General features: G+C 68.3%; 11 protein-coding genes. 4 read left to right on the top strand and 7 right to left on the bottom strand.

Translation table 11 applies throughout. The features are described from left to right. Window positions 1-152 precede the first annotated feature (152 nt). Window positions 153-416, top strand: a complete 264-nt coding sequence (locus tag I71_RS13180) for a hypothetical protein (protein ID WP_211098386.1) — start codon at window positions 153-155, stop codon at window positions 414-416. A gap of 124 nt (window positions 417-540) precedes the next feature. Here I71_RS13180 and I71_RS13175 read toward each other — a convergent pair whose 3' ends face one another. The 7 genes from I71_RS13175 to I71_RS13145 form a co-directional block, all read right to left on the bottom strand. Beyond that, window positions 541-2,367, bottom strand: coding sequence for an IlvD/Edd family dehydratase (locus tag I71_RS13175; RefSeq protein WP_042695313.1), 1,827 nt, complete (start codon window positions 2,365-2,367; stop codon window positions 541-543). Window positions 2,368-2,459: 92 nt separating this feature from the next. Further along, window positions 2,460-4,493, bottom strand: coding sequence for a methyl-accepting chemotaxis protein (locus tag I71_RS38280; RefSeq protein WP_042695312.1), 2,034 nt, complete (start codon window positions 4,491-4,493; stop codon window positions 2,460-2,462). Between the two features lie 37 nt (window positions 4,494-4,530). After that, a complete protein-coding gene (locus I71_RS13165) occupies window positions 4,531-5,484 on the bottom strand; it encodes a Gfo/Idh/MocA family protein (protein ID WP_042695311.1) in 954 nt (317 codons plus the stop codon). A gap of 48 nt (window positions 5,485-5,532) precedes the next feature. Beyond that, window positions 5,533-6,732 (bottom strand): multiple monosaccharide ABC transporter permease, encoded by a 1,200-nt coding sequence (gene mmsB, locus I71_RS13160; protein WP_042695310.1) that lies wholly within the window; start codon window positions 6,730-6,732, stop codon window positions 5,533-5,535. Beyond that, complete coding sequence (mmsA, locus tag I71_RS13155) at window positions 6,729-8,339, bottom strand: multiple monosaccharide ABC transporter ATP-binding protein (RefSeq protein ID WP_042695309.1); 1,611 nt, start codon at window positions 8,337-8,339, stop codon at window positions 6,729-6,731. The genes mmsB and mmsA overlap by 4 nt, the downstream gene beginning before the upstream one ends. Before the next feature lie 96 nt (window positions 8,340-8,435). Continuing rightward, window positions 8,436-9,524 (bottom strand): multiple monosaccharide ABC transporter substrate-binding protein, encoded by a 1,089-nt coding sequence (chvE, locus tag I71_RS13150; protein WP_085940725.1) that lies wholly within the window; start codon window positions 9,522-9,524, stop codon window positions 8,436-8,438. 118 nt (window positions 9,525-9,642) lie between these two features. Beyond that, window positions 9,643-10,665: a LysR family transcriptional regulator gene (locus I71_RS13145; protein ID WP_042695308.1), complete on the bottom strand. Its 1,023-nt coding sequence runs from the start codon at window positions 10,663-10,665 to the stop codon at window positions 9,643-9,645. Between the two features lie 213 nt (window positions 10,666-10,878). Between I71_RS13145 and I71_RS13140 the strand changes: the two genes are divergently transcribed. The 3 genes from I71_RS13140 to I71_RS13130 all read left to right on the top strand — a co-directional run. Next, complete coding sequence (locus tag I71_RS13140; RefSeq protein ID WP_042695307.1) at window positions 10,879-11,763, top strand: SMP-30/gluconolactonase/LRE family protein; 885 nt, start codon at window positions 10,879-10,881, stop codon at window positions 11,761-11,763. 48 nt (window positions 11,764-11,811) lie between these two features. Beyond that, window positions 11,812-12,738: a dihydrodipicolinate synthase family protein gene (locus tag I71_RS13135; RefSeq protein ID WP_042695306.1), complete on the top strand. Its 927-nt coding sequence runs from the start codon at window positions 11,812-11,814 to the stop codon at window positions 12,736-12,738. A 29-nt stretch (window positions 12,739-12,767) separates the two neighbouring features. Further along, window positions 12,768-13,304: aldehyde dehydrogenase family protein (locus I71_RS13130; protein WP_042695305.1), on the top strand; the 537-nt coding region annotated here is incomplete at its 3' end.

Below are 13,304 nucleotides of genomic sequence, written 5' to 3'. Positions count from 1 at the left end.
TTTTTCTGCTACAATTTATCGGCTCTTAAAAGGAGGAGGGTATGTCCCGTTGTTCCCGCAGAACATCCATCGTCGGAGCGATCGCAATGACGGCCGTCTCGGCCGCAGTCCCGGCGGGCGCCGCTCCGTCGACGTCTCAAGGTCTTGTGTCGGTGGCCCAGGTCGTCCAGATGTTGGACGAGGCGCCGGCGGATCGGACGGCGCAACAGGTGCTGACCGCCTATCTGGCCGGCGTGGGCGAAGCCGCCGGCGCCGTCCTGCACAGGAGCGGGGCGTCCTGCAAGGCGGCGCCGAGCCTGAGCGGCGCCGATGCCCGCCATGCCATCGGCGCCGCAAGCTCCGACCCTGCGGAAACGCCGGCAACCCCCTTGATCGTTCGGGACATGCTCGACCGTGCCGGATGCCGCGCGCGGTGACGGGTCTTTGGCGATGCCGGGTATGTCCGTTTGCCCGGCATCGGCATGGAACGGGCGCCTCAAACAGGTACAGCCGCCCTTCCGCAATGCAGAAGGGCGGCGTCCGGACCGAAATGTCCCGGTCTCAGTGGTTGTCGCGCGGGATCCCCATGGTCTGCGCCACGCGCTGGTACTTGACCGCCGGCTTCAGGACCATGCCTTCGTCGAGCTGGTCGACGATGCCGCGCTGGATTTCCTGCCACGGCGTCTGGGACGGCGGGGCCGGGTAGCCGCCGGCGGCCTCAAGCGCGGCGCGGCGGTCGGCCAGTTCCGCCTCGGAGATCAGGATGTCGGCGCTGCCGCGGCGCAGGTCGATGCGCACGCGGTCGCCGCTGCGCAGCAGGGCGAGGCCGCCATTGGCCGCCGCCTCCGGCGAGGCGTTGAGGATCGAGGGCGACCCCGAGGTGCCCGACTGGCGGCCGTCGCCGATGCAGGGCAGGGAATGGATGCCCTGCTTGATGAGGTCGGCGGGGGGGCGCATGTTCACCACCTCGGCCGCACCGGGATAGCCGATGGGGCCGGCACCGCGGATGACCAGGATGGTGTAGGCGTCGATGCCCAGCGACGGGTCGTCGATGCGGTGGTGGTAGTCCTCCGGACCGTCGAAGACGACGACCTTGCCCTCGAAGGCTTCCGGATCCTTTGGATTGGACAGGTAGCGCTCGCGGAACTCGTCGGAAATCACGCTGGTCTTCATGATGGCGGCGTTGAACAGGTTGCCGCGCAGCACGACGAAGCCGGCGTTGATCTTCAGCGGGTCGTCGATCGGGTGGATGACGCGGGTGTCGAGGATCTCGGTGTTGCGGCAGTTCTCGCCGATGGTCCGGCCGTTGACGTTGGGCGCGTCCTCGCGGATCAGGCCCTTGGTCATCAGCTGGCCGACCACGGCCGGCACGCCGCCGGCACGGTGGAAGTCCTCGCCCAGATACTCGCCGGCCGGCTGCAGATTGACCAGCAGCGGGATGTCCAGCCCGTGGGTCTGCCAGTCGTCGACCGTCAGCGGCACGCCGATGTGCTTGGCGATGGCGTTGATGTGGATTGGCGCGTTGGTGGACCCGCCGATGGCCGAATTGACGACGATGGCGTTGAGGAAGTTGTCGCGGGTCAGGATGTCCGACGGCTTGATGTCCTGGTGGACCATCTCGACGATGCGCTTGCCGGTCTCATAGGCGGCCTGCTGGCGCTCGCGGTAGGGGGCGGGAATCGCGGCGGAACCGGGGAGCTGCATGCCCAGCACCTCCGCCAGCGAATTCATGGTGGAGGCGGTGCCCATCGTGTTGCAGTAGCCGGTCGAGGGGGCCGAGGAGGCCACCAGCTCGATGAAGCCCTGATAGTCGATCTCGCCGGCCGCCATCATCTGGCGCGCCTTCCACACGATGGTGCCCGACCCGGTGCGCTCGCCGCGGAACCAGCCGTTCAGCATCGGGCCGACCGACAGCGCGATGGCCGGGATGTTGACGGTGGCGGCCGCCATCAGGCAGGCCGGCGTGGTCTTGTCGCATCCGATGGTCAGCACCACGCCGTCCAGCGGATAACCGTGCAGAACCTCGACGAGGCCGAGATAGGCGAGGTTGCGGTCGATGGAGGCGGTCGGCCGCTTGCCGGTCTCCTGGATCGGGTGGACCGGGAACTCGATGGCGATGCCGCCGGCGGTGCGGATGCCCTCGCGGAGCCGTTCGGCCAGCACCAGATGATGTCGGTTGCAGGGGCTGAGGTCGGACCCCGTTTGGGCGATGCCGATGATCGGGGCGCCGGACTGCAACTCCTCCCGCGTCAGGCCGAAGTTCAGGTAACGCTCCAGATACAGCGCGGTCATGTCGGGGTTGGCGGGGTTGTCGAACCACGCGCGCGAGCGCAGCCGCCGCTCAGAGCTGTTGGAGCCGGGGGGGAAGGGGGGCTTCGTCTCGGACATATCGACACCGGTTTCAGGTTATGGCGCGGACCGGACAGCCCGGCGCCGGAGTTGTGGTTGCGTCTGGTCGGTCCGTCAGGACCGGGGTCGGATCAGGCCACGCGCATATCCGCCAGGAAGCGGGTTACGCAGCCGCGCAGGTCGTCGGCCTCGCCGGACAGTCCGTCGGCGGCGGATTTGACCTGATGCGACGCGGTGCTGGTGGCCTGGAAGGCGTGGGTCACGCCGGTGATGGTGTCGCGGACATCCTGGGTGCCGCGCGCGGCGCGCTGGATGCTGCCGCTGATCTCGTCGGTCGCCGCCCGCTGCTCGCCGATGGCGTTGGCGATGGTGGAGGAGACCTCGTTGACCTCGCCGATGACCCTGGCGATCTCGGTGATGGCGCCCGCCGCCTCGCTGCTGACGCGCTGGACGGCGGCGATCTGCGCTTCGATCTCCTCGGTCGCCCGGGCGGTCTGGGCGGCGAGGCTCTTCACCTCGTTCGCCACCACGGCGAAGCCGCGTCCCGCCTCGCCCGCGCGGGCCGCCTCGATGGTGGCGTTGAGCGCCAGCAGGTTGGTCTGGGCGGCGATGGAGCCGATCAGCTGCACCACGTCGCCGATCTGGCGGGCGACGCCGGTCAGGCTGCGCACCGTCTCGTCGGTGACGCGGGCGATCCCGACCGCCTGTTCGGTCACCGCGGCGCTGTGGGCGACATGCTGGCTGATGGCGGCGATGGAGACGGCCAGCTCCTCGGCGGCGGCGGCCACCGTCTCGACGCTGCCGGTGGTCTCCCCGGAGCTGCGGACGACGTCGCCGGCCATGCGGCTGGTCTCGTCGGTGGTCGACTGGATGGCCAGGGCGGTGGACTGGAGCCGGGTGGCGGCGCTGGCGACGCGGCCGAGCGTGCTTTCGACCGACCGCTCGAACTCCCGGGTCAGCCGGTCGATGCGCTCGCCGCGGCGGACGCGGGCCTCATGCTCGGCGGCCCTGTCGGCGGCCAGGCGGTCGGCCTCGATCAGGCCGGCCTGGAAGACCTGCACCGCCTTGGCCATGCCGCCGATCTCGTCGCGGCGGGCGAGGCCGGGGATGGCGACGGAGCGGTCGCCGCCGGCCAGCCGGGACATGGCGTCGGTCATGGCGACCACCGGGCGCGACAGGCTGCGGGCGATCAGCACCGCCGCGGCAAGCCCGAGGATCAGGCCGGCGGCGGAGGCAATGGCCATGGCGCGGCGGTATCCGGCGATGTCGGACATGGTGTCGGTGCGCAGCTGCTGCTCGTCGGCGATGCCCTGGTCGGTCAGGCCGCGCGCCTGCTCGCCGATGGCAGTGCCGAGCGGGGTCAACGTGTCGTTGACCAGGGCGTCGCGGCGCTGGGTGGTCTCCACCAGCCGGTCGAAGCCGGCGGCATAGCCGTCGAGCGTCTTGAGGAAGGCGGCGACCAGACCGCGCAAAGCCGGGTCAGTCAGCGTCTTCGCCATGGTGTCGCCAGTCTGGGCGGCGGTCTTCAGCTCGGTCCTGGTCGCGGTGGCGAACCCCGTGCTGCCTTCTCCCTGGAAGCGGGCGGCGACGGTGCGCGCGGCCTGGACATGCATCGCCGCCTGAGCGGCGAGGTTCAGGGCGTCGACATTGCCGCTGCCCTTGGCGCTGGTCAGGATGGTGGTGAGCATGGTCTGCAGCTTCGAGCCGAACTTCGCGACCTCGGCCACCGCCTCGGCCCGCTGGGCATGGGCGTCGCGGACGGCGGCGAAGCTGTCGCGATACTGGGCAACGCGGGCCTTCATCTGCTGGACCGCCCTTTTCTGGGAGGCAGTGTCGCCGCTGCCGGACAGGCGGGAGTCCACCGCGGCGACGAGGGTCGCGGCCTCGGCCGACAGATTGGCGACGGCGTCGGCATCCTCGTCGCGGCCGTTCAGCAGGAAGGCCGTGGTCTTCAGCCGCATGTCCAGCATCAGCGTCTGCATGCGCCCGAGATCGACCACCTGTTCCGCCAGCATGCCGTTGCGGCGCACCACCGTCTCCGTCTCCGACAGGGCATCGATGCCCACGCCGGCGACGGCGGCGAGGAACAGCAGGATCCCGGCGCTGCCGGCGGTGATCCGGTGGCCGATGCGGGTGCCGAGATGGATGCTGGCCGCTGAGGACATGCGGGGAACCTCCCTGTTGCTGGCCCGGAGGGAACTGCTACCAGTCGAAGGCGTCGGTGCGGTGCCAGCGGCCGACCATGCAGGCGTCGGCGACGAGCGACAGCGGGCGGCCGTCGACGTCGCTCGCCCCATCGGCGAGCAGGCGATGGAAATGGCGGTAGATGCGCTGATACTCGGTGTCGGGCTCGGCGAGGACCGGCGCGCCGTCCAAGAACAGGCGGGTGCCGCCATGGGTCAGGTCCAGGCGCCCGTCACCGGTCTCGATGACGATGGACCAGGTCTGTTCGCCCTGCTGCAGGAAGTCGAAGTCGGCGGTGACGCGGCCGATGCGGGAGCCGGGGGCGGCCGACATCTCCAGCGTCGCGGCGATGGGGGTGTCTCGGTTGGCCGGCACATGCAGATCGGCGGAGCGGACGAAGACCGGGGCCGGCAGGATGTCGGTCAGGATCGACAGGGCGTTGATGCCGGGATCGAAGACGCCGAAGCCGCCGGCCGCGAAGATCCAGTCCTGCCCCGGATGCCAGCGCCGCACATCCTCCTTCCAGGTGATGGCGACGCTGCGGATATCGGTGTCACTGGAAACGATGGCCGCCAACCGGCGCCGGGTTTCCTCCACCGCCGGGTTGAACTGCGAATGCCAGGCGGTGAACAGGGTGCGCCGGGCGGTCTCCGCCTCTGCCACCACATCGTGAAGCTCCGACAGGGTGGCGGCGGGCGGCTTCTCGATCAGCACATGGCAGCCGGCGCGCAACGCCTCCACCGTCAGTCCGTGGCGGACGCCGGGCGGGGTGCAGAGCGCCACCGCGTCGAGGCCGGGCAGGGCCGCCAGCATCTCCGCCTGGGAACGGAAGCTTGGCAGGCCGTCAACCGTGGCACCATCCGGGCTGACCACGGCGGCGAGCCGGAACAGGCCGGTGGCGGCAATCGCCGGAATGTGCTGGTCGCGGGCGATCTTTCCCAGACCGACAAGTCCGAGGGTGGGGAGCGTCATGGCGGTATATCCGGTCCGGGAAGGGGGGCGCGACCCGTTCGGGCCGCGTCAGGCCTTGCCCTTGTTGTAGACGTCGAAGCAGACGGCGGCGAGCAGCACCAGACCCTTGATCACCTGCTGCCAGTCGATGCCGATGCCGACGATCGACATGCCGTTGTTCATCACGCCCATGATGAAGGCGCCGATCACCGCGCCGGTCACCCGGCCGACACCGCCCGAGGCCGAGGCACCGCCGATGAAGCAGGCGGCGATCACGTCCAGCTCGAAGGACACGCCGGCCTTCGGCGTGGCGGTGTTGAGGCGGGCGGCGAAGATCAGGCCGGCGAGCGCGGCGAGTACGCCCATGTTGACGAAGGTGTAGAAGGACAGGCGGCGGGTGTCGATGCCCGACAGTTTGGCGGCCTTCTCGTTGCCGCCCAGCGCGTAGATGCGCCGGCCGATGGTGGTGTCGCGGGTGACGAAGGCGTAGAGGCCGATCAGCAGCGCCATGATGATCAGGACGTTCGGCAGGCCCTTGTAGGTCGACAGCAGCCAGCCGACATAGGCGACCACCGCGAACAGGCCGGCGCTCTTCAGCAGGAACAGGACCAGCGGCTCCTGTTCGATGGCGAAGCGGTGGCGGCGCAGGCGGGCGGCGACGCTGAAGGCGATCAGGATCGCCGGGGTCGCCAGGCACAGCACCAGGGTCGTGGTGTGGAAGCCCGCGGTGCCGAAGACGTCCGGGATGAAGCCGGAGCTGAGGCGCTGGAACTCCACCGGGAAGGGACCGACGGACTGGCCGGCGAGCAGGGCGAGGCTGAGGCCGCGGAAGACCAGCATGCCGGCCAGCGTCACGATGAAGGACGGGATGCGGAAATAGGCGACCCAATAGCCCTGGGCGGCGCCGATGGCCGCACCGGCGATCAGGCTGACGATGGCGGTCGGGATGAAGTGCCAGTGGAACTGCACCATCAGGATGGCGGCCAGCGCGCCGATGAAGCCGACGATGGAGCCGACCGACAGGTCGATGTGCCCGGCGACGATCACCAGCAGCATGCCCAGCGCCATGATGACGATGTAGCTGTTCTGCAGGACGAGGTTGGTCAGGTTCAGCGGCTGCAGCAGCGTCCCGTCGGTCATGTACTGGAAGAAGGCCACGATCGCCAGCAGCGAGATCAGCATGCCGTAATCGCGCATGTGGCTCTTCAGGAACTTGGCCATCGAGGCCTGTCGCGGCTGCTGCACGGGCAGGTTCAGTTCGGCGCTCATTGCAGGGACTCCAGGGCACCAGTGTTCAAGGCTGCGGCCGCCACGGCGGCGCGGGCCGCCGAAGACTTGGAGGCGGACGACATGATGGCGTGCATGATCTTTTCCTGGCTGGCCTCGGCCGCCGGCATCTCGGCGACCAGCGCCCCTTCGTTCATCACATAGATGCGGTCGGCGACACCCAGAAGCTCCGGCAGTTCGGACGAGATCAGGATGACGCCGCGGCCTTCGGCCACCAGCTGGTTGACGATGGTGTAGATTTCATATTTGGCGCCGACGTCGATGCCGCGGGTCGGTTCGTCCAGGATCAGCACCTGCGGGTCGGCGAACAGCCATTTGCTGAGCACGACCTTTTGCTGGTTGCCGCCGGACAGGTTGACCGTCTGCTGGAACACGTCGGAACAGCGGATGCGCAGGCGGCGGCGGAAGTCGTTGGCGACCTCGATCTCGCGCTCATGGTGGATGACGCCGCGCTTGGCGACACCGTCCAGGTTGGCCAGCGTCACGTTGTGGCGGATGTCGTTGTCCAGAACGAGGCCGTAATGCTTGCGGTCCTCGGTGGCATAGGCCAGCCCGTTGCCCATCGCCTTGGATATGGTGGACACGTCGATCTCGCGCCCGCCGAGGAAGGCCTGTCCGCGGATGTTGCGGCCATAGCTGCGGCCGAACAGGCTCATGGCGAATTCGGTGCGGCCGGCGCCCATCAGGCCGGCGATGCCCACGACCTCGCCCCGGCGCACATGCAGGTCGACGTCCTTGACGACGCGGCGGCCGGCGTGGATGGGGTGGTCGGCGCTCCAGCCCTTGACCTCGAACAGGATGTCGCCTGGGTTGCTGGCACGGCGCGGATAACGGTCGGCGAGGTCGCGGCCGACCATGCCCTTGATGATGCGGTCCTGGCTGATCGGGCCGTCGTGGCAGTCCAGCGTCTCCACCGTGGTGCCGTCGCGCAGGATGGTGACGCGGTCGGCGACCTTGGCGATCTCGTTCAGCTTGTGCGAGATCAGGATGGAGGAGATGCCCTGCTCCTTGAAGCGCAGCAGCAGCTCCAGCAGCGCGTCGCTGTCGCTTTCGTTCAGGCTGGCGGTCGGCTCGTCCAGGATCAGCAGCTTGACCTGCTTGGACAGCGCCTTGGCGATCTCCACCAGCTGCTGTTTGCCGACGCCGATGTCGGTGATCAGCGTCTCCGGCGAATCGGTCAGCCCGACCAGGCGCAGCAGTTCGCGGGCGCGGGCGGTGGCGGCGACCCAGTCGATCCGGCCGCGCCCCAAAAATCCTCTATGGGCCTGCTCGTTGCCGAGAAACAAATTCTCGGTGATCGACAGCAGCGGGACCAGCGCCAGTTCCTGGTGGATGATGATGATGCCCAGCTTCTCGCTGTCGGCGATGCCGCGAAAGGCGACGGGCTGGCCGCGGAAGCGGATCTCGCCCTCGTAGGTGCCGTGCGGATAGACGCCGCTCAACACCTTCATCAGCGTCGATTTGCCAGCGCCGTTTTCGCCGATCAGCGCGTGGATCTCCCCCTCGCGGACCGAGAGGTTGACGTTGTCGAGCGCCTTGACGCCCGGAAACGTCTTGGTGATGCCGCGCATCTCAAGAATGCTGTTCATGGATGAATCCCCGGTCGCCCGACTGTACGGTTCGACTTGCCGCTGGGCGTGGCGCCGGAGCGGGGTCCGGTTGGTCCCCGCTCCAGCACCGTTCACTCACTTGATCTGCGATTCCTTGTAGTAGCCGCCGTCCACCAGGATCTGCTTCCAGTTGGTGGCGTCGACCAGCACCGGCTTCAGCAGATAGGACGGGACGACCTTCTTGCCGTTGTCGTAGGTCTTGGTGTCGTTGACCTGCGGGGTGCGGCCGGCCAGCAGGTCGTCGACCATGCCCACCGTGACCTTCGCCAGTTCGCGGGTGTCCTTGAAGACGGTGGAGCGCTGCTCGCCCGCCAGGATCGACTTGACCGACTGCACCTCCGCATCCTGGCCGGTGACCACCGGCATCGGCTGCGAGGCCGTGCCGTAGCCGACGCCCTTCAGCGACGAGATGATGCCGATGCTGAGACCGTCATAGGGCGACAGGACGGCGTCCACCCGCTTGTTGCCGTAATAGGCGCTCAGCAGGTTGTCCATGCGGGCCTGGGCGACGGCGCCGTCCCAGCGCAGGGTCGACACCTTGTCCATGCCGACCTGGCCGCTGCCGACCTTCAGCTTGCCGCTGTCGATGTAGGGCTGCAGCACCGACATGGCGCCGTTGTAGAAGAAGTAGGCGTTATTGTCGTCGGGCGAGCCGCCGAACAGCTCGATGTTGAACGGCCCCTTGCCGTCCTTGAGGCCCAGCGCCTTCTCGATGTAGGAGGCCTGGAGGACGCCGACCTGGAAGTTGTCGAAGGTGGCGTAATAGTCGACATTGGCCGAACCGCGGATCAGGCGGTCGTAGGCGATGACCTTCACGCCCTGTTCCGCCGCCTTCTGCAGCACGTCGGTCAGGGTCGTCCCGTCGATGGCGGCGATCACCAGAACCTTTTCGTTCTTGGTGACCATGTTCTCGATCTGGGCAAGCTGGTTGGGGATGTCGTCCTCTGCATATTGCAGGTCGGTCTTATATCCCTTTTCCTGGAAATACTTGACCATATTGTTGCCGTCGTCGATCCAGCGCGCCGACGACTTGGTCGGCATGGAAATGCCGACGGTCGGCTTGGTCTGGGCCATGGCCGGAACCCCGGCGCCGGTGGCCACCAGCAGGCCGACGGCGAGGCCGGCGAATTTGGAGGTGATGGAAATGCGCTTGGCGAACGACATGGACCGGAATCCTCCCCGTTACTACGGCACGCGATACGCCGCCCCCGCGTTCTGTGGCGCGGATGGCGTTCGACGCGATGGTTGGTGTTCCTAGCAATCCTCCCTTTTCCCATAACTGTCAAATACGATTATTCGGCAAATCGATATGCAATTCGGTATCGGCCATCGCCGTGGCAGGGGATCCCTTCTGGCGCATCTTGCGTTCCGACGCCGCACGCACGGCCGACAGCACGGTGCGGGCCCCCGGCGACAGCGGCCGGTCCTTCAGCCAGAAGATGCCGTAGGGCTCGACACTGAAGCGCTTGTGGAAGGGCATGATGGCGCAGCAACCGCTGGGCGAGAACACCTGCGCCAGCGCGCGGGCGAACACCGTCACCGAATCGGTTTCCGCCACCATCGCCATGGAGATGACCGGCGAGGCGCTTTCGATCACCCTGTGCGGCAGGCGGGCGCCTTCGCCCCGGAACAGCGCCTCCACCCGGTCGCGCAGCAGCGTGCCGACGGGCTGGAGGATCCAGGTGGTGTCGGACAGGTCCGCCGCCACCAGCGGGCGGCCGAGCCGCAGCAGCGGGTTACCCTCGCGGCAGATGAAGCACAGCTCCTCGCTGCTGATCTCCTGATATTCGAAGGCGGTGGGATCGAAATGGCCGGGCAGGCGGCCGATGGCGAAATCCATCACCCCCTGGCGCACCCGGTCGGCCAGCACGTCGCTGGTCTCCACCGCCACGGCGATCTTCAGGTTGGGATGGTCGCGGGTCAGGCTGCTGATGACCGGCACCATCAGCTCCACCGCCGGGGCCATCACCGTGCCGATCGACACCCGGCCGCTGTGGCCGGCGAGCAGGGTGTTCAGCTCCTCCCCGGTTTCCTGCAGCTCGCTGAGGATCATCCGGGCGTGGCGGATCATCAGGCTGCCGTACCAGTTCGGTTCGATGCCGCGGCCATGGCGGTCGAACAGCTCGATTCCCAGCGTCTCCTCCAGGTCGCCCAGCAGTTTGGAGGCGGCGGGCTGCGACATGTTCAGGCTGGCGGCGGCGCGGTGCAGGTTGCGGTGTTCGTCGAGCGCAGCGAACAGCTGGAGATGGCGCAGCTTCAGCCGTGCCTTCTGGAACCAGTTCGGCGGGAAACGTTGGGACGTCACGGGCGGTTGCCTCCGATGGGGCGGAAGCGCCTGGATGGCCAATGTCGTGATACGACATGATGGTGGATGTCGAGATACGATATTTGGTATCGCAAGCGCCGATCTTCGTATTGGACGATTATCAAGAGGCCCCTTATCGTTTGGGCCGTCAACAAAATTTAAAAAAGCCGCTGTCGGGAGCGGCCGAACGGGGCGATGGGGGAGTAAAGCGGCATGGCGCAGGAAGCGCGTTGCGTCTGGCAGGCCCGGGCGCTGCTGGGGGAGGGTCCGCTCTGGTCCCCGCGGCAGGATGCCGTCTATTTCGTCGACATCCGCGGATCGCGCATCCTGCGCCACGGCCTGTCCGATGCCTCGCAGGGGGTGTGGGAGCTGGACGATGCCGCCTGCTGGCTGGTGGAGAGCGCGGACGGCGACGGCTTCATCGCCGGGCTACGGTCGCGCCGTGTGGTCCGGCTGCGGCTGGAGCCGGGGCAGACGGCAGTCATAGTCGCGGAGATCGCCCGGATCGAGTCCGACAGGCCCGGCAACCGCCTCAACGACGGCAAGGCCGATGTGCAAGGCCGGCTGTGGGTCGGCAGCATGGACGATTCGGAGGAGGCGCCGGCCGGCAGCTTCTACCGGATCGACTCTGACGGCGCGGTCACGCGGGTCGATGGGGGCTATACCGTCGCCAACGGGCCGGCGCTGTCGCCGGACGGCCGGACGATCTACCACACCGACAGCGCGGCGCGGACGGTCTATGCCTTCGACATCGGCGCGGACGGCAGCCTGTCGGGCAAGCGCGTCCATATCCGCTTCGGCGAGGACGACGGCTATCCCGACGGCATGACCTGCGACGCCGAGGGCGGGCTGTGGATCGCCCATTGGGACGGCGCCCGCGTCAGCCGGTTCCACCCCGACGGCAGGCTGGACCGCGTCCTCGCGCTGCCGGTGTCGCGCGTCACCTCCTGTGTCTTCGCCGGTCCGGATCTGGACCGGCTGTTCATCACCACCGCGGCGCATGGCCGGGAGGAGGAGCCGCTGGCTGGATCGCTGTTCGAGTGCGATCCCGGCGTGCGCGGCCTGCCGCCCTGCGGGTTCGGAAGCCCGCGCTCGTGAGCCAGTGCGTTGATTTGTGATTTGATTCCGAGGAAGGACCCTACTGCCATGTCGTCCAGCGCCCGCCCCTATCGTGGCGTCTTCCCCGTCGTCCCCACCATCTTCACCGAATCGGGAGACCTGGACCTCGATGGCCAGAAGCACTGCGTCGATTTCATGATCGATGCCGGCTCCACCGGTTTGTGCATCCTGGCGAACTTCTCCGAACAGTTCGTGCTGACCGACGACGAGCGCGCGGTGCTGATGGAGACGATGCTGGCCCATGTCGCCGGCCGGGTACCGGTGATCGTCACCACCACCCATTTCAGCACCCGTGCCTGCGCCGAGCGCAGTCGCCGCGCCCAGGATCTGGGGGCGGCGATGGTGATGGTGATGCCGCCCTACCATGGCGCCACCATCCGCGTGCCGGAGGCGGGCATCGTCGAGTTCTTCCAGCGCGTGTCCGACGCCATCGACATCCCGATCATGATCCAGGACGCGCCGGTCAGCGGCACGCCGTTGCCGGCCCCGCTGCTGGCGCGGATGGCGCGCGAGATCGCCAACGTCTCCTACTTCAAGATCGAGGTGCCGCAGGCGGCGGCCAAGCTGCGCACCCTGATCGAGCTGGGGGGCGACGCCATCGAGGGGCCGTGGGACGGCGAGGAGGCGATCACCCTGCTGGCCGACCTCGACGCCGGGGCGACGGGCGCGATGACCGGTGGCGGCTATCCGGACGGCATCCGGCAGATCGTCGATCCCTATCTGGCGGGTGACCGCGAGGCGGCGGTGGCGGCCTATGGGCGCTGGCTGCCGCTGATCAACCACGAGAACCGCCAGTGCGGCATCGCCACCGCTAAGATCCTGATGAAGGAGGGCGGCATCATCGCGTCCGACGCGATGCGCCACCCGACGGCCAACCCGCACCCGATCAGCCGCGACGGCCTGCTGGACGCCGCGAAGCGGCTCGATCCGCTGGTGCTGCGCTGGGCGCGCTGAGCGGCGTTCGAGTTAAGGAGACACATTACATGACCATCACCGGCGAGATGCTGATCGGCGCCACGGCGCATCGCGGCAGCCAGGGCGAGTTCCGCGCCTTCGACCCCGCCAGCGGCGAAGCGCTGGAACCCGTCTTCGGCGGCGGCGGTGCCCCTGAGGTCGAGCGCGCCTGCGCGCTCGCCTGGGCCGCCTTCGACGCCTTCCGCGAGACCGGGCTGGAGCAGCGTGCCGCCTTCCTGGAGACGGTCGCCCAGAACATCCTCGACATCGGCGACGACCTGATCGCCCGCGCCATGGCCGAGAGCGGCCTGCCGCGCGCCCGGCTGGAGGGCGAGCGCGGCCGCACCGTCGGCCAGCTGCGCCTGTTCGCCCAGGTGGTGCGCGAGGGCAGCTGGATCGAGGCCCGCATCGACCCGGCCCTGCCTGCCCGTACGCCGCTGCCGCGTGCCGACATCCGCCAGCGCCACATCGCGCTGGGGCCGGTCGCGGTGTTCGGCGCGTCGAACTTCCCGCTGGCCTTCTCGGTGGCCGGCGGCGACACCGCCTCGGCTTCGCCGCCGGCGCCC

This window comes from Azospirillum sp. B506 (assembly GCF_000333595.1).
In the GTDB taxonomy this organism is placed as follows: Bacteria; Pseudomonadota; Alphaproteobacteria; order Azospirillales; family Azospirillaceae; genus Azospirillum.
This window is presented reverse-complemented; position numbering and strand designations above follow the sequence as displayed.